Origin of the sequence: Lactobacillus delbrueckii subsp. bulgaricus, assembly GCF_046938665.1 — a bacterium.
Lineage (GTDB): Bacteria > Bacillota > Bacilli > Lactobacillales > Lactobacillaceae > Lactobacillus > Lactobacillus delbrueckii_C.
In genome coordinates this window covers 64454-84562 of sequence record NZ_JBKZCD010000001.1, presented here as the reverse complement: position 1 = coordinate 84562, position 20109 = coordinate 64454, and the positions used below count along the sequence as shown (strand labels likewise).

At 52.6% G+C, this 20109-nt stretch carries 21 protein-coding genes; 16 read left to right on the top strand and 5 right to left on the bottom strand.

Going from position 1 to position 20109, the window contains the following annotated elements; all coding sequences use genetic code 11:
- The first annotated feature begins 35 nt into the window (after positions 1 to 35).
- The 5 genes from ACLUXO_RS00410 (at position 36) to ACLUXO_RS00390 (ending at position 3086) form a co-directional block, all read left to right on the top strand.
- Positions 36 to 266, top strand: coding sequence for a DUF1146 family protein (locus ACLUXO_RS00410; protein ID WP_004560494.1), 231 nt, complete (start codon positions 36 to 38; stop codon positions 264 to 266).
- Positions 267 to 351: 85 nt separating this feature from the next.
- A complete protein-coding gene (gene mreB, locus ACLUXO_RS00405; RefSeq protein WP_003611418.1) occupies positions 352 to 1341 on the top strand; it encodes a rod shape-determining protein in 990 nt (329 codons plus the stop codon).
- 2 nt (positions 1342 to 1343) lie between these two features.
- A complete protein-coding gene (gene yidD, locus ACLUXO_RS00400; protein WP_003617406.1) occupies positions 1344 to 1631 on the top strand; it encodes a membrane protein insertion efficiency factor YidD in 288 nt (95 codons plus the stop codon).
- A 12-nt stretch (positions 1632 to 1643) separates the two neighbouring features.
- Positions 1644 to 1871: a DUF2969 domain-containing protein gene (locus tag ACLUXO_RS00395; protein ID WP_002880076.1), complete on the top strand. Its 228-nt coding sequence runs from the start codon at positions 1644 to 1646 to the stop codon at positions 1869 to 1871.
- A 24-nt stretch (positions 1872 to 1895) separates the two neighbouring features.
- Positions 1896 to 3086 (top strand): FtsW/RodA/SpoVE family cell cycle protein, encoded by a 1191-nt coding sequence (locus tag ACLUXO_RS00390; RefSeq protein WP_013439315.1) that lies wholly within the window; start codon positions 1896 to 1898, stop codon positions 3084 to 3086.
- Between the two features lie 71 nt (positions 3087 to 3157).
- Here the strand turns inward: ACLUXO_RS00390 and ACLUXO_RS00385 are convergent, their stop codons facing one another.
- From ACLUXO_RS00385 to rpsD, 5 genes are all read right to left on the bottom strand, one after another.
- Positions 3158 to 3619 (bottom strand): universal stress protein, encoded by a 462-nt coding sequence (locus ACLUXO_RS00385; RefSeq protein ID WP_014564759.1) that lies wholly within the window; start codon positions 3617 to 3619, stop codon positions 3158 to 3160.
- Positions 3620 to 3676: 57 nt separating this feature from the next.
- Entirely contained in the window at positions 3677 to 3961 is a 285-nt protein-coding gene (locus ACLUXO_RS00380) for a hypothetical protein (protein ID WP_412135875.1), read from the bottom strand.
- A 350-nt stretch (positions 3962 to 4311) separates the two neighbouring features.
- Complete coding sequence (locus ACLUXO_RS00375; protein ID WP_412135874.1) at positions 4312 to 5616, bottom strand: replication-associated recombination protein A; 1305 nt, start codon at positions 5614 to 5616, stop codon at positions 4312 to 4314.
- On the bottom strand, positions 5613 to 6077 hold the full coding sequence (locus tag ACLUXO_RS00370) for a YueI family protein (protein WP_412135873.1): 465 nt from the start codon (positions 6075 to 6077) through the stop codon (positions 5613 to 5615). The genes ACLUXO_RS00375 and ACLUXO_RS00370 overlap by 4 nt, the downstream gene beginning before the upstream one ends.
- Before the next feature lie 124 nt (positions 6078 to 6201).
- Positions 6202 to 6813, bottom strand: coding sequence for a 30S ribosomal protein S4 (rpsD, locus tag ACLUXO_RS00365; protein WP_201331551.1), 612 nt, complete (start codon positions 6811 to 6813; stop codon positions 6202 to 6204).
- A gap of 296 nt (positions 6814 to 7109) precedes the next feature.
- Between rpsD and ezrA the strand changes: the two genes are divergently transcribed.
- The 11 genes from ezrA (at position 7110) to mreD (ending at position 20086) form a co-directional block, all read left to right on the top strand.
- Complete coding sequence (ezrA, locus tag ACLUXO_RS00360) at positions 7110 to 8828, top strand: septation ring formation regulator EzrA (RefSeq protein WP_412135872.1); 1719 nt, start codon at positions 7110 to 7112, stop codon at positions 8826 to 8828.
- Between the two features lie 85 nt (positions 8829 to 8913).
- Positions 8914 to 10071: a cysteine desulfurase family protein gene (locus tag ACLUXO_RS00355; protein ID WP_412135871.1), complete on the top strand. Its 1158-nt coding sequence runs from the start codon at positions 8914 to 8916 to the stop codon at positions 10069 to 10071.
- Between the two features lie 2 nt (positions 10072 to 10073).
- Entirely contained in the window at positions 10074 to 11291 is a 1218-nt protein-coding gene (gene thiI, locus ACLUXO_RS00350; protein WP_412135870.1) for a tRNA uracil 4-sulfurtransferase ThiI, read from the top strand.
- Complete coding sequence (locus ACLUXO_RS00345) at positions 11291 to 12016, top strand: pseudouridine synthase (RefSeq protein ID WP_412135869.1); 726 nt, start codon at positions 11291 to 11293, stop codon at positions 12014 to 12016. The genes thiI and ACLUXO_RS00345 overlap by 1 nt, the downstream gene beginning before the upstream one ends.
- A 263-nt stretch (positions 12017 to 12279) precedes the next feature.
- Entirely contained in the window at positions 12280 to 14919 is a 2640-nt protein-coding gene (locus ACLUXO_RS00340; protein ID WP_086356252.1) for a valine--tRNA ligase, read from the top strand.
- Positions 14920 to 14923: 4 nt separating this feature from the next.
- On the top strand, positions 14924 to 16189 hold the full coding sequence (locus ACLUXO_RS00335; RefSeq protein WP_412135868.1) for a bifunctional folylpolyglutamate synthase/dihydrofolate synthase: 1266 nt from the start codon (positions 14924 to 14926) through the stop codon (positions 16187 to 16189).
- 2 nt (positions 16190 to 16191) lie between these two features.
- Positions 16192 to 16887, top strand: a complete 696-nt coding sequence (locus ACLUXO_RS00330) for an HAD family hydrolase (protein ID WP_412135867.1) — start codon at positions 16192 to 16194, stop codon at positions 16885 to 16887.
- A 48-nt stretch (positions 16888 to 16935) separates the two neighbouring features.
- Positions 16936 to 17550 carry a JAB domain-containing protein gene (locus ACLUXO_RS00325; protein ID WP_013439330.1) on the top strand — a complete coding sequence of 205 codons (615 nt, stop codon included), beginning with the start codon at positions 16936 to 16938 and terminating at the stop codon, positions 17548 to 17550.
- Between the two features lie 90 nt (positions 17551 to 17640).
- Positions 17641 to 18645, top strand: a complete 1005-nt coding sequence (locus ACLUXO_RS00320; protein WP_004560533.1) for a rod shape-determining protein — start codon at positions 17641 to 17643, stop codon at positions 18643 to 18645.
- Positions 18646 to 18695: 50 nt separating this feature from the next.
- Entirely contained in the window at positions 18696 to 19547 is an 852-nt protein-coding gene (gene mreC, locus ACLUXO_RS00315) for a rod shape-determining protein MreC (protein ID WP_412135866.1), read from the top strand.
- Positions 19547 to 20086, top strand: a complete 540-nt coding sequence (gene mreD, locus ACLUXO_RS00310; RefSeq protein ID WP_412135865.1) for a rod shape-determining protein MreD — start codon at positions 19547 to 19549, stop codon at positions 20084 to 20086. Before mreC ends, mreD begins: the two co-directional genes overlap by 1 nt.
- Positions 20087 to 20109 lie beyond the last annotated feature (23 nt).

Here is a 20109-nt window from a genome sequence, read left to right as displayed (position 1 = left end):
ATTTATTCCGCTCTTTTTTTATGGTAGATTTTATTATGAGACAACTTGGAATTCACGCAATCATCAGCTTGGTGATCTACTTTGTTTGCATTGCCTTAGCCTTTCAGGCGATCAAAGCCGTCAGAATTGAGAAAATCATTCGGACCAGCCGGGTATTTGAAGCCCAGGTCTTCCTGATTTTTACGGCGATTGCCCTGGGCTATACGGTCGGCCAATTTTTGATCGCCTTGATAGATACTTCATTACAATTGTCTAACCTGTTTTAAAGAATCGGTTAAAGCTAAGCGGAAGCCGCTATACAGAGCGCTTTTATGGTACAATTAAAATTAATATGTTATGGAGGAAATAGACGTGTCAAAAGATATTGGTATTGATTTGGGAACCGCGAACGTTTTGATCAACGTTTCCGGCAAGGGCATTGTGATCGACGAGCCATCTGTAGTTGCCGTGGATACGAACACCAACAAGGTGGTCGCTGTCGGCACTGAAGCTTATGAAATGGTTGGCCGTACTCCTGGCAACATCCGCGTTATCCGGCCTTTAAAGGACGGGGTAATCGCTGATTTTGACATTACTGAAGCCATGCTTTCATACTTTATTGAGAAGCTGAACGTCAAGGGCTTCATGAGCAAGCCGAACATTCTGGTCTGCACCCCGACTGGCGTAACTTCAATTGAGCAAAAGGCCATCATCCAAGCCGCGGAAAAGTCAGGCGGCGGCAAGGTCTACCTGGACTATGAGCCAAAGGTAGCTGCTGTTGGTGCCGGCCTGGACATTTTCAAGCCGCAAGGCAACATGGTCATCGACATCGGCGGGGGGACGACGGACATCGCCATCCTGTCCATGGGTGAAATCGTGACTTCCAAGTCCCTGCGCTATGCCGGGGACCGGATGAACCAGGCCATCGTCAACTACATCAAGGCTAACCACCAGCTCTTGATCGGGATGCGGACGGCGGAAGCCATCAAGATTGAAATTGGTGCGGCTACTGATCCAGACCCGGACGCAAGCATGAATGTCCGCGGCCGGGACACGATTGACGGCCTGCCAAAGCAGATCAAGGTAAACAGCTCTGAAGTAACTGAGGCCCTGCAAGAAGGCCTGCAAAGCATCATTGACACTACCAAGCAGGTTCTGCAGGAAACGCCGCCGGAATTGTCCGCTGACATCATCGACCGCGGGATTATGATCACTGGTGGTGGCGCCTTGCTGAAGAATATCGACAAGCTGATTGCCGACAGCCTGCAGGTTCCGGTTTTGATCGCTGAATCACCGCTTGAATCAGTTGCTTTGGGCACTGGCATCCTGCTGCAGCATATTGAAAAGCACGAACGTCACTAATAATGCGTCAAATAATGATTCTTCTAGTCCGCTTTTACCAGCGGGCAATCTCACCAATTTTGCCGGACAGCTGCCGTTTCTACCCGACCTGCTCCAGCTATATGATCACTGCTTTGGAAAAGCATGGTCCGCTTTTGGGACTGCTGATGGGCCTGGCAAGGATCCTGCGCTGCAATCCTTTTAACCGCGGCGGGGTGGATCCAGTACCGGACAAGTTTACCCTTTTGCGCAATCCCCACCCAGAAGAATATGAGGACGAAATTATTGCCAGAAAATTCCACAGTCACTAACGAGGAGGGAATATGTCAAGAAATCAAGAAAACATCGGGATCGAGGTCAACGAACTGTCTGGCCGCCGGGTACCGACTTGGGAAGTAGTCATTCCAAAGAAGCGCCAGATCGGCTTGATCGAGCAGGTTGACGGCAAGTTCCGGGTAACCAGCAGCAAGTCCAAGAACGTGATGTTTGCCAAGAGCCTTGATGCCGGCATCAACGATCTGCTGGCCTACTTCACCTTGCACGAAAAATAATTTTTACGAATAAAGTGATAGTTAATGGCAAAAGTTCAAGAAGAAAGTAAATGGTATGACCGCATCGCCTGGGGAGTTATCATTCCCGTGGTCTTGTTGTCATTCGTCAGTTTCTATTCAATTTACAACGCGTCAGTCAATGACTCGACCTATGGGACGCCAACCAGAACAGTGGCCATGCAGATTGTCTGGTACACGGTTTCCTGGCTAATGGTGGCCTTCATCGTTCGCTTTGACGCCGAGCAGATCTTTAAGCTGGCCCCCTACCTGTATGGCTTGGGGATCCTCATGCTGGTCGCGGTCCTCTTCCTGTATGACCGGACAACGGCTGCCAGCAGCGGGGCCAAGAGCTGGTTTGTCGTCGGACCTGTCAGCTTCCAGCCTTCGGAAGTCATGAAGCCGGCCTTTATCTTGCAGCTGGCCCGGGTCGTCAGAGAGCACAATGCGCGCTATGCCCACAACCTCAGAAATGACTGGCTCTTGATCGGCAAGGTCATGGCCTGGTTCCTGCCGGTAGCCATGCTGCTTATGCTGCAGCCTGACTTTGGGACCACCCTGGTCTTTGTCGCGATTACCGCGGGGATTCTCCTGGTTTCAGGGATTTCCTGGAAGATCATCATCCCGGTCTTTCTGCTCATGGTGGTCGTGGGCGTCGCTGTCATCCTCCTGGTCTTTACCAGTGAAGGGCAGACAATTCTGCGCCACTACTTCAAGACTTACCAGCTGGAAAGAATCAAGTCCTGGAGTGACCCGTCGGGTGACAACTCCAACAGCGCCTACCAGCTCTGGCAGAGCATGAAGGCGATTGGGTCCGGGCAGATTTTTGGCAATGGCTTTAACAATATCAAAGTCTACGTGCCAGTCCGGAACTCAGACATGATCTTCTCCGTGGTCGGCGAAAGCTTCGGCTTTGTCGGCGGGGTGGCTTTGATCGGGATTTACTTCGTCTTGATCGTGCAGATGGTCAAGATCACTTTCTCGACCAAGAACGCCTTCTATTCATATGTGTCCACAGGGATTATTATGATGATTTTGTTCCACGTCTTTGAAAATATCGGCATGAGCATTGATTTACTGCCCCTTACCGGGGTACCCCTGCCATTTGTTTCACAGGGTGGGTCAGCCTTGATCGGGAACATGATCGGGATTGGCTTGATCCTCTCGATGAAGTGGCACAATAAGGACTACATGTTCAGCACGGCTGGCGACTTTTAACTGAATTTTTGAGAGCAAACGAAAACCGCCTCGGTCAATCGACCGGGGCGGTTTTATTTATTTTACTGGACTTAGTCCAAGCCAGCCTTGTTGTGCCGAACGACCAGGATGTCGCAGTCAGCAGTTCTGGTGACGTATTCAGTCACGCTGCCGATGAGCAGGCGTTCAACGGCGTTCAAGCCGGTCGCGCCGACGACGATCAGGTCGATGTCATGCTTCTTCGGGAATTCCCGGCTGATGATGGCCTTTGGTGAGCCGAATTCGATGGAGTAGTGGACTTCCTTGACGCCGCTGTCTTGGGCAGACTGGTAGTACTTTTCCATCTTCTTCTTGGCGTCGTTAGAAACCTGCTCAACCATGGCAGAGTCAAAGCTGGAAACGTTCTGGAAGGACCGCGTGTCGATAACGTGGAGAATTTCCAGGCTGGCGTTCATGTGCTTGGCAACCGTTACGGCCTTCTTGAAAGCCAGGTCAGCTTCCTTGGAACCGTCAACGGCAACTTGGATATGTTTGTATTGGTATTGTTTAGTCATTTTTGCCACCTCTTCCTGTCTCTATTTTACCAAAAAAATGAAAGCATTTTAATAAATTTACTGATTGTTTTGCGAAAGCAGGAGGGCGAAGATAAAAATCGTCGCTGAGCCTAAAAAGAGGGTGATCAAGTTGAGATACTTGTTGTCAAAGAAGAGCAGGACGATTCCCAAGACGCTGATCGCTAGAAGCGTCCAAGCGCAGATGGTCATCAAGCTGTGGAGCTCCGGGGAGCTGGAGACGTCAAAGACCAGGAAGGCGCCATTTCTCCGGTGCCAGAGGTACCAGGCAGTCAGCAGCAGGCAGGCGATAAAAATAATCATGAAAATACGGATGTAGAGCATCGGTTAAACTTTCTAGTTTTCAGAAGAAGTGAAAACACACTGAGTAAGCTAGCAGCAGGAATAAACAAAAAAGCGGCCCGAAGGACCGCTATTATTGTCTAAGAAAATCCGAGTTGACCAAAGCATAAATGGCGCTGTTGATCCCGTAAAAAATTCACAAAATCCGGCCCGTCGCGCAGTGAATATGGATTCTGCGTGAGCAGCATTCCGATTCAGTAGTTACTGACAGGCCACCACGTCCTTAAGTTTGATCGGTCAACTAATTACAAATAAGCTTTCTGACGATCAACTCAGATCACTTATTATAATATAGAACCCAGCAGCCTTTGTCAAGTAAAAATGTAGCGCTTTCATTTTCTCTTAAGGCCCGCTTTCTGCAGGTCATGCAGGCGCTGGTACTGGCTCTTAAAAGCCGCTTCAAATTTGCTCTCGCCCTTAGGGGCAAAATACTGCTTGCCCTGCAGGCGGTCAGGCAGATAAGCCTGGGCCACCCAGTCGCCCGGATAGTCGTGAGGGTAGAGGTAGCCAGTCCCGTGGCCCAGCTTGCTGGCCCCCTTGTAGTGGGCGTCTTTCAACTGGTCGGGAATCTGACCGACATTGCTTTGGCGGATGTCGGCTAAAGCCGTGTCAATGGCTGTCATCGCAGAATTGCTCTTAGGAGACAAGCAGAGCTCGATAACGGCGTTGGCCAGGGGGATCCGGGCTTCCGGTAGGCCCAGCTGCTGGGCCGTCTGTACGGCCAAAATAGCCCGCTCACAGGCCGGGGGATTGGCCAGGCCGATGTCCTCGTAGGCAATCACGCTAAGGCGGCGGCAGATTGAGACCAGGTCACCTGATTCCAGCAGCCGGCCCAGGTAGTGCAGGCCCGCGTCAGTATCTGAGCCCCGGATGGACTTTTGAAAGGCGGATAAGAGGTCGTAGTGGCCGTCCCCGTCAGCGTCAAAGTTCTGGATCTTCATTTGCAAGGAATCCGCCATGTCATCCAGGGTGACCGTGAAGGAGGAGGCATCTTTGCCCTCAGCTTCCAGTTCCTGCTTGGTCGACAAAACTGCCAGCTCCAGGCTGTTTAAAGTGGCCCGCAGGTCTCCGTTGCCCTTTTGCGCCAAAAATTCTCCCGCTTCTTTCGTCAGCTGGGCATGGTACTTGCCCAGACCTCTTTCTTCATCGGTCAGGGCCCGGTCAACAGCCGTCAAGATCTCTTCCTCAGTCAATGGCTTCAGTTCAAAAATCTGGCAGCGGGACCGGATGGCCGGGGAGATGGCCAGGTAGGGATTTTCCGTGGTTGCCCCGATCATGATCACCTGGCCGGATTCAAGCAGCGGCAAAAGAAAGTCCTGCTTGACCTTGTTGAGCCGGTGAATTTCATCCAGCAGCAGAACGACCGTCCCGCTCATCTTGCCTTCAGCGGCGACCTGGGAGAGTTCCTTTTGCCCGTCAGTTGCCGCGTTGAGCTGGCGGAAGGCATACTTGCTGCTGCCAGCGATCGCGCTGGCGATGCTGGTCTTGCCAATGCCGGGCGGACCGTACAGGATCATGGACGAGAGCTGCCGGGCCTCAACCATCCGGCGGATGATCTTTTTAGGACCGACCAGGTGCTGCTGGCCGACGACCTGGTCGATGGACTGGGGCCGCATCCGGTAGGCTAAGGGCTTCATTTATTGCCCCCGAAGAATCTGGCCAAAAAGCCCTTTTTCTTTGGAGCAGGCAATTTCTCAGCCGGCAGGGGCGGGGCGTAGACCTGGGTCAATTCGATCCGCATCCGGTTGATGGCCTCCTTGCTGACGACCAGGATGGCGGAATCATCATCGCCTTTTCTGGCACTTTCGTCATTGACCAGGCAGAAGGGAACCTGCTCCTTGCTGGCCCGGCTTTCAATCTGGCCGACAAAGGCCGGGTTGGGGGTGTTGGCGTTGATCAAAATGGTGTAGCCTTTGTAGTCGGCGAAGTGGTCCATGAAGAGTTTGGTCAACTTGGCGTCTTCACAGTCCTTGATAGTCATACGCACGAAAACCCGCTCCCTTAAAGAACCCAAAAAGCGCCGCCGCTCGTCAGGCTTGGTCTGCGGAGTAATGCCATTCGCGGCGTTTTCGACTCTTTTGGCTAAATCTTCAGTCATGGCTTGGTCCTTTCTAAAAATTAAAACTGTCTTTTTCTGGCTCTAAAGCATATTATAACTGAACTTTTTGGGCAAGAAAAAAGCCTTTCCCAAAACTGGGAAAGACTTTGAAGCCGAATTGAGATTACAGCAACTTGTTGTAGTATTCAACAACCAGGGCTTCGTCAATTTCTGGTTCCATTTCGTCACGTTCTGGGAAACGAACCAATTGACCTTCCATCTTGTCTTCGTCAAATGAAACAAATGATGGACGTGAAGCAACAGCTTCCAAAGCGTCCTTAACTTGTTGCAGGTTCTTTGACTTTTCCTTCAAGCTAATGGTTTGACCAACCTTAACTTCGTATGAAGGAATGTCAACGCGCTTGCCATCAACAGTGATGTGGCCGTGGTTTACCAATTGACGGGCTTGTTCACGGGTAGTAGCCAAGCCGAGACGGTAAACAACGTTGTCCAAACGACGTTCAAGCAAGATCATGAAGTTGGTACCGTGTTGGCCTTCACGGATCTTACCAGCGCGGGCAAACAAAGTACGGAATTGGCGTTCGTTCAAACCGAACATCCAGCGCAGCTTTTGCTTTTCGTGCAATTGCATGCCGTATTCTGAAAGACGGCCGCGTTGGTTAGGACCGTGTTGACCTGGAGCGTATGAACGACGAGCAAGTTCCTTGCCAGTGCCTGACAAAGAAATACCCAATCTTCTTGACCGCTTCCAACTTGGACCAGTGTATCTTGACATATTAAAATTCCTCCAATAAAAATAATAAAAATTGTTGGAGTAAAATAATCACAATATAAGCTCAACATTCGTGCATCCCGAGTTTACATTTTCGCCCGTGCAGCGTGGGTTACTCGTTCACTAAACGTCCCGGGATGTTGACGTTCTTGTCGCTTATGGCTGCAAATATTTTACACGTTGACCATTATAAGGGCTTTAGGCCCGGAAAGCAAGAAAAAAACGCAGAAAGTCTGGCAAAGTAGAAATATTTCGGGAGCTAGTTTGGTATAATTAACTTTAGTTCGGAGGAGAAAGATATGTCATCAACACAATCTCTACTACTCATCACTTTAATTATCACGATCATCGTAGTGGTCATGGCCATGCTTTTGATCAACCGCCGGCAATTGCGCGATATTGAAGAGCTCGACAATGAGCTGGGTAATATGGAAGACCTGCACTTGGAGCGGGCGATTGGCAAGCTGGACCAAATGGAACTGGCTGGGGAAAGCCTGGCTACCCTCAATACCTGGAAGAAGAGCTACCAGAAGGCGGCTGAGCTTTTTCCGGAAATCCAGCGCTTGATTGAAGACGGGGCGGACGAAAATGCCCGCTACCGCCTGGTCAAGTCCCACCAAAGCATTAAGCAGGCCAGAGAACTGGTTGACTCTGTTTCTGAAGATGTCAAGAATTCATCTGACGTCTTCACCCAGCTTTTGGAATCGAACCGGGAAAACAAGGTCCAATATGACGAATTGATGCAGAGCTACCGGGAAATCCGCAAGGAAATTCTGGCCGATTCCTTTGACTACAGCATGGCCCTGGAAGAAATCGAAAACCGCCTGTCAGCCATGGAGGAAGACTTTGCCCAGGCCAAGAACCTGTCAGCCCAGGGCGACCATGTCGAGGCCAAGCGGGTCTTGTCAAAGATCCGGGCGGATCTCACGGCCTTAAAGACCAAGCTGCCAGAAGTTAAAGAGGACCAGCACGACCTGCAGACCGTTTTTGCCGACCAGCTGGATGAAATCGCGGCTGGCTATAAGGAAATGCGGGATGCCAAGTACGGCTTCGGCAGCCTGGACGTTCTGCTGGAAATCAAGCAAAGCAACGACCAGATCGACCGGTCCCTGGCGGCTTTGGCCCAGCTGGACTTAGAAGAGACTAGCAAGGGGATGAAGAAGGTCGAAAAGGAAATCAAGACCCTCTACGGAATCCTGGAGAAGGAATACAAGGCCCGGCCTTTTGTGGAAAAGAACCAGGACAAGCTGCAGCGGCTCTTGACCCACCAGCAGACCGTCAGCCAGCAGCTGATCAAGAAACTGCGCCATATCGACGAAAGCTATGAACTGACCCACGGGGAACTGGACGAAAGCCGGGAGCTTGAAAGAGAAGTCCACAAGATGGATTCTGACTACATCCGGGCCAGCCAGCGGATCGCTGACGGCCGGGCCGTCTACTCTGAAGTCCAGGACGACTGGATCAAGATCCTGGGCCGCCTGCAGGAGATTGGCAAGCGCCAGCAGGAATTGTCGGAAGCAGTTGACGGCCTCTATGAAGCGGAAGAAGTGGCCCAGCGGTCAATCAAGGAATTCAAGCAGCAGGTCTCTTTGGTTTACCGCCACCTCAGCCGGCAGAATTTGCCGGGGATCCCGGAAGGCTTTTTGCAAATGTACACCCTGGTCATTAATGAAATCAGCAAGACCAGTGGGGAGCTCAACCAGGTCCGGATCAACATGGAGAAGATTTCTGAAGAACTGGTGCAGATCTCAGATGACGTTGACCGCCTGCAAAGAGAAGCGGAAGACATCATCAGCTCAGCCAATCTTTTTGAACTGACCATGCAGTATTCTAACAAGTTCCTGGACAATGAAACTGTCGTCCGGGCCCGCAGAAATGCCATGAAGCTGTATGACCGGGACTACAACTACAAGGATGCCCTGGACACGATTGCCACGGCGGTGGAGCGGGCTGAGCCAGGCAGCTACCAGCGGATTGAAAATTCCTATTATCAAGAGCAAAAAGAACTTATTGATTGAAGCCAAGCGGCTTTTGGACTAAAATAGAATATCATTTGTAATTAAGCGGTCATTAAAATGGCCGCTTTTTTAAGGAGCAAGAAGCGTGATTTATTTTGACAACAGTGCCACGACCAAGATGGCACCTGAAGCATTAGCGACCTACAGCCAGGTGGTGACCAAGATCTGGGGCAACCCTTCCAGCCTGCACAAGCTGGGCGACCGGGCCCATGGTCTGCTGGAAGCTTCCCGCAAGCAGGTTGCAGACTTACTGGGAGTAAATACCGACGAAATCTTCTTTACTTCCGGCGGGACGGAATCCAACAACACGGCCATCAAGGGGACGGCCTGGGCCAAGCGGGAATTTGGCAAGCACATCATTACCTCATCCGTTGAGCATGCCTCAGTAGCTAATACCTTTACCGAACTGGAAAACCTGGGCTTCCGGGTTACCCGCCTGCCAGTCGACAAGGAAGGCCGGGTCAATCCGGAAGATTTGAAGGCGGCCCTGGACAAGGATACGACCTTGGTCTCCATCATGGGCGTCAACAACGAAATCGGGACCATCCAGCCGATCAAGGAAATTTCTGAAATCCTGGCAGACTACCCGAACGTCCACTTCCATGTTGACAATGTCCAGGCCCTGGGCAAGGGGATCTGGGACCAGGTCTTCACCTCCCGGGTCGACATGATGAGCTTTTCTTCCCACAAGTTCCATGGCCCGCGCGGTATCGGCATTTTGTACAAAAAGCGCGGCCGGATGCTGATGCCTTTGTGTGAAGGCGGCGGCCAGGAAAAGGGCTTAAGAAGCGGGACGGAAAACCTGGCAGCCATCGCGGCCATGGCCAAGGCAGCCCGCCTGCTTTTGACGGACGAAAAGGAAAAGGCGGACAGAGAATACGCCATTAAGGAAAAGATCAGCAAATACCTGGCTGATAAGCCGGGCATCCATATCTTCTCTCCACTGAAGGCGGACTTTGCTCCCCACATCCTCTGTTTTGCCTTGGAGGGGATCCGGGGTGAAACCCTGGTTCACACCTTGGAAGACCAGGACATCTTTATTTCCACCACTTCTGCCTGCGCCTCAAAGAAGGCGGATGAAGCCAGCACTTTGGTGGCGATGAAGACGCCGGATTCAATCGCGACCAGTGCCGTCCGGCTCAGCTTTGACGAAAGCAATACTTTAGAAGAAGCAGACGAATTCATCGCGGCTTTTGCCAAGATTTACCAGCACTTTGCCAAGATCAACCACTTAGGAGAATAAATTTGCAATACACAGAAATCATGATTCGCTACGGCGAACTGTCCACCAAGGGCAAGAACCGGAAAGACTTCATTAACCGCCTGGCTGGCAATGTCCAGAAGGTTTTGCACGACTTTCCGGATCTGAAGATCCAGACCCACCACGACCGGATGCACATCCTCTTGAACGGGACCCCTTTTGAGCCGGTCAATGACCGCTTAAAGGTCGTTTTCGGGATCCAGACCTATTCCCCAGTCATCAAGACTGAAAAGAGCCTGGAAGCCATTGAAAAAACTGCCCTGGAACTGATGCAGGCAACTTACAAGACCGGCATGACCTTCAAGGTCAATACCAGAAGAAGCGACCACAAGTTTATCTACGACACTAACCAATTGAACCAAATGGTGGCTGACTACCTTTATAACCACATGGAAGGCCTGCAGGCGGAAATGAAGCATCCGGACATGGTCCTGCTTTTGGAAATCCGCCAGGACGGAGCCTACATTTCCAACCAGCTCCTGCATGGGGCAGGCGGGATGCCAGTTGGCACGGCCGGCAAGGCAGTAATGATGCTGTCCGGCGGGATTGACTCTCCGGTAGCTTCCTACCTGGCCATGAAGCGGGGCGTGAACATCGAAATGGTCCACTTCTTCTCACCGCCATACACTTCTGAAAAGGCCCTGGCCAAGGCCAAGGAACTGACCAGCATTCTGGCCAAGTACAGCGGCCGGATCAACTTCATCGAAGTGCCTTTTGCTGAAATCCAGGAAACGATCAAGGAAAAGCTGCCTGAAGGCTACTTGATGACTGTTCAGCGCCGCTTCATGCTGCGTCTGGCCGACATTATTCGGGAAAAGCGGCACGCTTTGGCCATCTTCAACGGGGAATCAGTCGGCCAGGTGGCTTCCCAAACCTTGGAATCCATGGCCGCCATCAATGACGTGACGACCACGCCAGTATTGCGGCCAGTTGCCACCATGGACAAGACTGAAATCATCGCCAAGGCTGAAGAAATCGGGACCTTTGACTTGTCCATCCAGCCATTTGAAGACTGCTGTACCATCTTTGCCCCGCCGCGGCCAAAGACCAAGCCAAAGATCGACAAGGCCCGGGAATATGAAAGCCGCCTGGACGTTGACGGCTTGCTTGAGCGGGCCTTAGCTGGGGTCAAGGTTACTCCGATCTACCCGGGCCAAAGCTTCCTTGACGACCTGGCTGAAGAAGACGCGGACCTGCTTTAATGCTGCGCCTGGACAAATTTTTGGCCAACATGAAGGTGGGCTCCAGGTCCCAGGTTCATGAGATCATTAAAGCCGGCCAGGTGATGGTCAACGGGAAGATCTGCCGGTCAGCCAAGCAGAAGGTAAAAGAGGATGCGGAAGTTCTGGTCAATGGCCAGGCGGTTGTCTACCAGCAGTACCACTACTTTTTGCTCAATAAGCCAGCTGGCGTCTTGTCGGCAACGGAAGACTCCCGGCAAAAGACTGTCTTGGACCTGCTAAAAGACCAGGACCGCTATCAAAAGATCGCTCCAGTGGGCCGCCTGGACAAGGACACGACCGGCCTCTTGCTTTTGACCAATGACGGCCAATTGGCCCACCGGCTGCTGGCTCCGGAATACCATGTGCCTAAGACCTATTACGCGCTTTTGGCCGGAGTAGCCGACAAAGAAACGGCCAAGGCAATTGCGGCCGGCCTCACTTTAAAAGATGGAACGGAATTAAAGCCGGGCCAGCTGAAGATCTTGCGGCAAGACCAGGACCAGGAGCAGTCAGAAATCGAGATCACCATTACCGAAGGCAAATACCACCAAGTCAAGCGGATGTTTGCCTCCCAGGGGATGCAGGTCTTAAAGCTTAAGCGGCTGAGCATGGGGCCTTTGACTTTGCCGGCTGATTTAGCTCCTGGCTCTTACCGGCCTTTGACAGCAGAAGAGCTGGCGGCCTTAAAGCAAGTTGCCCTTTAATGGCTGAAAAAATTATGCTATACTTTGTGACAAAGCCAAGATCAAGAGGTGGCGCTTCATGACAGAGAAAGGTCATTTAAGCTGAGAGACCGGAAGGCGCCTGGTAGCTTGATTCGCTGGCCGGCTGAACCAGGAGTAAGCCGGTCCGGTACCCGCGCCGTTACCGCGTTTAAGCGGAGCATTATGCTCAATTTAGGTGGTACCGCGGTTATATATCGTCCTAGACATTTACTTGTCTGGGACTTTTTTATTGGAGGAAATTTATGACAGAATTAGCACCAAAATACAACCCGCAAGAGGTTGAAGCTGGCCGCTATCAAGAATGGCTGGACGAAGACTTGTTCAAGCCATCCGGCGACAAGAAGGCCAAGCCCTACTCAATCGTTATCCCGCCGCCAAACGTTACTGGTAAGCTGCACCTGGGCCACGCCTGGGACACGGCAATTCAAGACACCTTGATCCGCTACAAGCGGATGCAGGGTTACGACACCCTTTACCTGCCAGGCATGGACCACGCCGGCATCGCCACCCAGGCTAAGGTTGAAGCCCGTCTGCGTGAACAAGGGGTTAGCCGCTATGACCTGGGCCGGGAAAAGTTCGTGGAAAAGGTCTGGGAATGGAAGGACGAATACGCCAACATCATCAAGAGCCAGTGGCAAAAGCTGGGTCTGTCCCTGGACTACAGCCGGGAACGCTTTACTCTTGACAAGGGCCTGTCCAAGGCTGTCCGCCGGGTTTTCGTTCAGCTCTATAATGAAGGCTTGATCTACCGGGGCGAATACATCATCAACTGGGACCCGAAGCTGCGGACGGCTTTGTCTGACATCGAAGTTGTCCACCAGGATGACCAAGGGGCCTTCTACCACATCAACTACCCGCTGGCTGACGGCTCTGGCAGCGTCGAAATCGCTACTACCCGGCCGGAAACCATGTTTGGTGACACGGCCGTGGCTGTTGCCCCAGGGGATGAGCGCTACAAGGACCTGGTAGGCAAGAAGCTGATTCTGCCACTGGTTGGCCGTGAAATCCCGATCATTGAAGACCAGCACGTCGACCCGGAATTCGGGACTGGTCTGGTTAAGATCACTCCCGCCCACGACCCGAACGACTTTGAAGTCGGCAACCGGCACGACCTGCCGCGGATTAACGTGATGAACGATGACGGGACCATGAACGACAAGGCGGGCAAGTACGCCGGCATGGACCGCTTTGACTGCCGCAAGCAGCTGGTTGAAGACCTTAAGGCTGAAGGCTACTTGATCAAGGTTGAACCAATCGTTCACTCAGTTGGCCACTCTGAACGCTCCGGCGTGCAAGTTGAACCCCGCCTGTCCACCCAATGGTTCGTCAAGATGAAGCCACTGGCTGACAAGGTTTTGGAAAACCAAAAGGGTGAAGGCAGAGTCAACTTCGTGCCTGACCGCTTTGAAGGCACTTTGGAGCGGTGGATGGAAAACGTCCACGACTGGGTCATCTCCCGCCAGCTCTGGTGGGGCCACCGGATTCCTGCCTGGTACAACAAGCAGACCGGGGAAATGTACGTCGGTGAAGAAGCGCCAGCAGACATTGAAAACTGGGACCAGGACCAGGACGTTTTGGACACCTGGTTCTCCAGTGCCCTCTGGCCATTCTCAACTTTGGGCTGGCCGGATGAAGACTCAGCTGACTTCAAGCGCTACTTCCCAACCAACGCCCTGGTAACTGGCTACGACATCATCTTCTTCTGGGTTTCCCGGATGATCTTCCAAAGCTTGCACTTCACCGGCGAGCGGCCATTTGACAATGTCGTTTTGCACGGCTTGATCAGAGACGAGCAGGGGCGGAAGATGTCCAAGTCCCTGGGCAACGGGATCGACCCAATGGACGTCATCGACAAGTACGGCGCTGACGCTTTGCGCTGGTTCCTGCTCAACGGGACCGCGCCTGGCCAGGACACCCGCTTCAGCTACACCAAGATGGACGCTGCCTGGAACTTCATCAACAAGCTCTGGAATGCCAGCCGTTTCGTCATCATGAACCTGCCGGAAGATGCCAAGCCAGCCCAAAAGCCGGACACCAGCAAGTTTGACCTGGCTGACGCCTGGATTTTTGACCGCTTGAACCACACCGTTAAGGAAACTAACCGCCTCTTTGACGAATTCCAATTCGGGGAAGCCGGCCGGGAAATGTACAACTTCATCTGGAACGACTTCTGTGACTGGTACATCGAAATCTCCAAGGTTGCCCTCTACGGCGACGACGCAGAACTGAAGGCCAGAAAGCAGGCCAACTTGACCTGGATTCTGGACCAGATCCTTCGCCTGATCCACCCAATCATGCCATTCGTGACGGAAAAGCTCTGGCTGTCCATGCCGCATGAAGGCAAGTCCATCATGACCGCTGCTTACCCGGAAGCCCACGCTGAATTTGACAATGCCAAGGCTGATGAAGACATGGCCTTCTTGATTGAAATCATCAAGGCTGTTCGGACCATCCGGATGGAAGTGAACGCTCCAATGTCCAGCGCCATCGACATCTTGATCCAGCTGGATGACGAAAAGAATGAAGCAATTCTGCGGGACAACATGGAATACGTGGAAAACTTCCTGCACCCGAAGAAGCTGGAAATCTCCGGCAAGATCAAGGCGCCGAAGTTAGCCAAGACGGCTGTGATCGCCGGGGCCCAGATCTTCGTGCCGCTGTCAGAACTGGTTGACCTGGACGAAGAAATCGCCAAGATGGGCAAGGAAGAAGCCCGCCTGGAAGCTGAAGTCGACCGGGCAAGCAAGAAGCTGGCCAACAAGGGCTTTGTTGACCACGCGCCAGCTGCCGTGGTTGAAAAGGAAAAGGGCAAGCTGGCCGAATACGAAAGCCAGCTGGCCGGCGTGCGCGACCGCATCAAGGAATTGAAAGAAAGTCGTTAAAGACGTGAAATTTAAGACAGTTAATGAACTTACCGCTTACCTCTATCATTTGCCGCGCTTGCACGAAAAGAGCGACCTAACCTATGTCAAAAGGGTGCTCAAGGCTCTGGGGGGTCCCCAGGACAAGGTCAAGTGCTGCCACATTACTGGAACCAACGGCAAGGGCTCAACTGCATATTACCTGAGCAATCTGCTCCAAAAGGCCGGTCAGCAGACTGGCCTTTTTGTTTCGCCCTTTATCATCCGCTTTAACGAGCGGATCCAGCTGAACGGGCAGGCAATCGCGGATGAGGACCTGCTGGAAGTAGCAAATGAAGTTGAAGCCGCGGTCGGCCGCTTGCGGGAAGAAGAGGCAGATTTTGCCCTGGTGACCTTTGAATATGAAGTTGCCATGGCCTTCCTCTTTTTTGCCAAGCAAAAATGTGATTATGCGGTTATTGAAGTCGGCATCGGGGCCGAGCATGACAAGACCAATGTGATGACGCCAGTGGTCAGCTTGATTACCACTATCGGCCTTGACCATGAGCAGATCATCGGACCGACTTTGGCTGATATTGCCAAAGAAAAGAGCGGGATCATCAAGCCGGCTGTCCCGGTCATCCTCGGTGACATCCCGGCCAGCGTAAAGGAGATCATTGAAGAAAAAATAACTAAATCAGCTAGTCCTGCTTACTGGCTGGGCCGGGACTTCCAGGTCAAGGAAGAAAAAGCCGGCTATGAGCTGGCAGTTGCCGGGCAAAATTACCAGTTGCCGGCCTGGCCCCGGCCAGAAGCTAAAGACGCGGCCATGGCCTTGGCAGCTTTTGCCCTTTTGCCGCTTGCTTTAAGTGAAAAGGCAGCTGAAGCCGCCTTGACCCAGACCACGGTTCCTGGCCGCTACCAACGCCTGGAAAAGGCGGGATGCAGCTTTTTATTGGACGGGGCCCACAATGTCCAGGCTGGAAGCGAACTTTTGCCATATGCCCGCCGCCTGGCCAAGGAAAAAGGCGGCCGGCTTTTGGTTTTAGCCGGCATGATGAAGGACAAGGACTTAAGCGACTTTTTGACTTTGCTGAAGGACGAAAAAGTCACCTTGACCAGCCTGGCTTACCCGCGGGCAGCTAAAAAAGCTGACTTCCCGGCCTGGGCCCAGGAAAAATTTGCCTATGAGGGTGATTTGGGCCAGGCATTAAAGCAAGTGATGGCGGAAGCTGGAGACCGGGACTTGATCTTGGTTACGGGTTCATTTTACTTGGTCAGCGCGGTCTTGCAGCTTCTGCAGAGCGCTTGAGCATGAAGGGGGAAAATATGCGTGTTGCAGGTTTGAAGACGGACAAGCAGGGAGTAATTTTTGACATGGACGGCCTCCTGGTCAACTCCGAAGAGCTCTACTGGCAGGCCAATATCCAGGCCGCCCGGGAATACAAGCTGGGCATCAGCGATGATGCTTACCTGGACCTGGTTGGAGCCAGCGTCAAGGCCATGGATGCCTTTTATCAAAAATACTTTCCAAGCGATGAGATCCGCCAGGCTTTTGTCAAGCGGACCGACGACCTGGTCTGGGAGTGGACCGACCAGGGCAAGCTGAAGCTGAAGGCCGGGGTCAAGGAGGCCCTGGACCGTTTCAATGACCTGGGCTTAACCATCGGGATCGCCAGCAACAACTATAAGAGCGTGGTTGACCACAATCTCTGGGTGACCGGCTGCCGGAACAGCTTTGACTTTATCGTCACCCATGACGAAGTTGCTGAGAAAAAGCTCCGGTCCAAGCCTTTCCCGGACCTCTACCTGGCTGCCCAAGAGCGCAGCGGCTTGGGTAAAGACCAGCTTTTGATCTTTGAAGACTCCAGCATGGGGGTCGAAGCGGCGGAAAATGCCGGGATCGACTGCGTCATGATTCCCGACATCAAGCCCGCTTCAGCCGAAGACCGGGCCAGAGCCCAGCTGATTTGTCCGGACTTTTTTGACTTTTTGAAAAAAATTTCCTAGTTTTTGGCGTAATTAGTAGTAGAGCGTAAAAATAAGGAGGAAATACAAATGACCGAAACTACGCAAAACTACTATTATGTTGAAAGTGACCGTGACCTGCTCAAGCTGCTCTTTGACCAGCTGCCCTGCCAGAGTCTGGAAGACCTGTTGCAGCTGCTGGATCAAAAGCACATTGCCAGCTTTAAGGACATCTTGGACTACGCGTCAGGACCGGACTGCCCCAATGACCTGGCCTTGACCATCGAGGTGGCCATGGACCGGTTGCGGCGGACTGACATGCGGCGCAGCTCTGACTGGGCCAGCAGCTCTAAGATTGGCAACTACCTGGCTAATAAACTGCTGGGGCAAAAGCAGGAGCAGTTCTGGGTCCTCTATTTTGACCAGCAGCAGAATCTCCTGGGGGAAAAAATGCTTTTCCAAGGCACCCTGGACCGGTCCTGGGTCCATCCCAGAGAAATCTTCCGCTGGGCGGTGGTCTACGGCTGCGCCAGCATCATCGTGGCCCACAACCATCCCAGCGGGGCGCTGACCCCGTCAGACAATGACCTGGAATTGACCAAGGGCTTGAAAAAAGCCAGCAAGATCATGAAGATCACCTTCCTGGATCACTTCATCATCGGCGGGGGTGAATATTTGAGCCTGCGGGAGCGGGAATTGTTTTAAAATTAGCTAAAATTTGTACCAATCCATGACTTTCACGGGCATTATGCTATAATTAAGCAAGATTAAGCGAGTAAATAAGGAGAGATATCCGTGTTTGGATTAGGTTCAAAGAATATCGGTATTGACCTGGGTACCGCCAACACCCTGGTCTACGTTGAAGGCAAAGGCATCGTTTTGCGTGAACCTTCAGTCGTTGCCAAGAATACCAAGACTGGCGAAGTTATTGCAGTTGGTTCAGAAGCCAAGGAAATGATCGGCAGAACTCCAGGCTCAATCGTGGCTATCCGCCCGATGAAGGATGGGGTTATCGCTGACTACGACACAACCGCGGCCATGCTTAAGTACTTTATGGGCAAGACGGTCGGCAATTCCAAGCCTTCAGTCATGATCTGCGTGCCTTCAGGCGTTACTGAAGTTGAAAAGCGCGCTGTTATCGACGCTGCCCGGGTGGCCGGGGCCAGAGAAGCTTACGTGATTGAAGAACCATTCGCCGCAGCTATTGGTGCCGGTTTGCCGGTTATGGAACCAACTGGTTCCATGGTCGTTGACATCGGTGGTGGTACGACTGACGTAGCCACTATTTCCCTGGGCGGGATCGTTTCTTCAACTTCCATTCGCCAGGCTGGTGACAAGTTCAACCAAGCAATCACCAACTTTGTGCACGGCAAGTACAACCTGCTGATCGGTGAAAGAACCGCTGAAGACATCAAGATCCAAATCGGTTCAGCTTCTGTTGAAGCAGCCAAGGAAATCGAATCAATGACCATCCGCGGCCGGGACCTGGTGTCAGGCTTGCCAAAGTCATTGGAAATCAGTGCCGTTGACGTTGCAACTGCTATTCAAGACGTTGTTCAAGACATCATTGTTGCGATCAAGGAAACCTTGGAATTGACTTCTCCTGAAATTGCCGCAGACGTAATTGACCATGGTATCGTCCTGACCGGTGGTGGTGCCCTGCTCAAGAACTTGCCAGAAGTCATCTCTGACGCGACCAAGGTGCCTGTCTTCATCGCTCAAGATCCGCTTGACTGTGTAGCAATCGGTACCGGTGAATCTTTGAAGCACCTGGACGTAATGCGGAAGACTAGCAGATAAGAAATAAGAAAACCGGCCTCCGGGCCGGTTTTTATATTGGATGGGTGTTTATGAAGAATTTTTTTCAAAACAGAAAAATGCTGGCGGCTTTCGGGACCGTGGCGGTTTTGGCAGCCCTGCTGGGCTCAACGGTGATGCTGAGAAACAACCTGAGCGCGCCGCTTTTGATCCAGCGCCTGGGCAATGACATCGTCTCCGTGGGCTCAAGAATCGTGAGCGTGCCGGTCTCCTGGTTTACTGACGGAATCGACAGCGTCAAGGACTTGCAGAACGCGGCTGATGAAAACAGTCACTTGAAAAATAAGGTGGCTGAGCTGGCCCAGGTCGAAGCCAGAAATGCTGCCCTGGAAAAGGAAAACAAGCAGCTGAAAGCTGCCGCGGGAATTAAAAAGACCTTGACCGGCTACACGACCACGACTGCTTCAGTAATTTCCCGCGCTAGCGACAGCTGGTCAGAAGTCTTGACCATTGACAAGGGCAAGACTTCGGGCCTGAAGAAGGACATGGCGGTCATGTCCGGCGGCGGCGTGATTGGCCGGATCCTGGAAGTCGACGCGGCCACCAGCAAGGTAGAACTGATCACCACGACTGACAGCTCAGCCAACCGTTTTGCCGTGCAAGCCACGACAGACACGGGCAAGGTTTTGCACGGGATCATCAGCGTCCAGTCAAACGGCACTTTGACCTTTACCCAGGCCTCCAGCTCAAGCAAGCTGAAGAAGGGAACCAAGGTCTACACCAGCGGCCTAGGCGGGACTTCACCGAAGGGGCTTTTGATCGGGACGGTGGCGGAAACCACCAAGGACAGCTTTGGCCTGTCTGACTTGATCAAGATCAAGCCAGCCGGCAATTTGAGCGACGCCTCCGTGGTAACGGTCGTCAAAAGGAGCGTGGCTGGCTAATGCGGATTTTCAAGCAATGGGTTTTGGCCATCGCCCTTTACCTGGCCCTGGTTGTGGAGGGGACCCTGTCCGTTTACCTGCAGCCGGCCTTGACTTACCAGCACGGCCGGGCGGGACTCTTGCTCCTGCCAATCGCCGTTTTGATCATCGCCTATGAAGACGAAAGAAACGCGAAGGAAATCTGGCTGGCCCTGGCGGCCGGGGTAGTTGCCGACCTCTACTTCTGGGGGATCATCGGGATCTACACCTTTATCCTGCCGGCCCTGTCGGCTTTTGGCCGCTGGTATGCCCGGGTCTTTCCTGAACTCTTCGTTTTCCGCCTGCTGGGCAACATCGTGGCTATTACCGTCAGCTGCCTTTATACCTGGCTGGTTTTCCGTTTGATCGGCTGGACTGACTTGACCTTGAAGGACATCGGCTTCAGCCTCTTGTACACGGCCGGCTGGACGACCGGGATCAGCCTGGCAACTTACTGGCTTTGGGCCAAGCTGGCCAGATCTTATCCCTTCCTGGTTGACCTGGACAATTACCGGTATTAATGAGCAATAAAAAAAGCGGCCAG

Coding starts and splice junctions, on each gene's coding strand:
- ACLUXO_RS00410 (WP_004560494.1), top strand. CDS start 36: ATGAGACAACTTGGAATTCACGCAATCATCAGCTTGGTGATCTACTTT.
- yidD (WP_003617406.1), top strand. CDS start 1,344: ATGCGTCAAATAATGATTCTTCTAGTCCGCTTTTACCAGCGGGCAATC.
- ACLUXO_RS00395 (WP_002880076.1), top strand. CDS start 1,644: ATGTCAAGAAATCAAGAAAACATCGGGATCGAGGTCAACGAACTGTCT.
- ACLUXO_RS00390 (WP_013439315.1), top strand. CDS start 1,896: ATGGCAAAAGTTCAAGAAGAAAGTAAATGGTATGACCGCATCGCCTGG.
- ACLUXO_RS00385 (WP_014564759.1), bottom strand. CDS start 3,619: ATGACTAAACAATACCAATACAAACATATCCAAGTTGCCGTTGACGGT.
- ACLUXO_RS00380 (WP_412135875.1), bottom strand. CDS start 3,961: ATGCTCTACATCCGTATTTTCATGATTATTTTTATCGCCTGCCTGCTG.
- ACLUXO_RS00375 (WP_412135874.1), bottom strand. CDS start 5,616: ATGAAGCCCTTAGCCTACCGGATGCGGCCCCAGTCCATCGACCAGGTC.
- ACLUXO_RS00370 (WP_412135873.1), bottom strand. CDS start 6,077: ATGACTGAAGATTTAGCCAAAAGAGTCGAAAACGCCGCGAATGGCATT.
- rpsD (WP_201331551.1), bottom strand. CDS start 6,813: ATGTCAAGATACACTGGTCCAAGTTGGAAGCGGTCAAGAAGATTGGGT.
- ezrA (WP_412135872.1), top strand. CDS start 7,110: ATGTCATCAACACAATCTCTACTACTCATCACTTTAATTATCACGATC.
- ACLUXO_RS00345 (WP_412135869.1), top strand. CDS start 11,291: ATGCTGCGCCTGGACAAATTTTTGGCCAACATGAAGGTGGGCTCCAGG.
- ACLUXO_RS00340 (WP_086356252.1), top strand. CDS start 12,280: ATGACAGAATTAGCACCAAAATACAACCCGCAAGAGGTTGAAGCTGGC.
- ACLUXO_RS00330 (WP_412135867.1), top strand. CDS start 16,192: ATGAAGGGGGAAAATATGCGTGTTGCAGGTTTGAAGACGGACAAGCAG.
- ACLUXO_RS00325 (WP_013439330.1), top strand. CDS start 16,936: ATGACCGAAACTACGCAAAACTACTATTATGTTGAAAGTGACCGTGAC.
- mreC (WP_412135866.1), top strand. CDS start 18,696: ATGAAGAATTTTTTTCAAAACAGAAAAATGCTGGCGGCTTTCGGGACC.
- mreD (WP_412135865.1), top strand. CDS start 19,547: ATGCGGATTTTCAAGCAATGGGTTTTGGCCATCGCCCTTTACCTGGCC.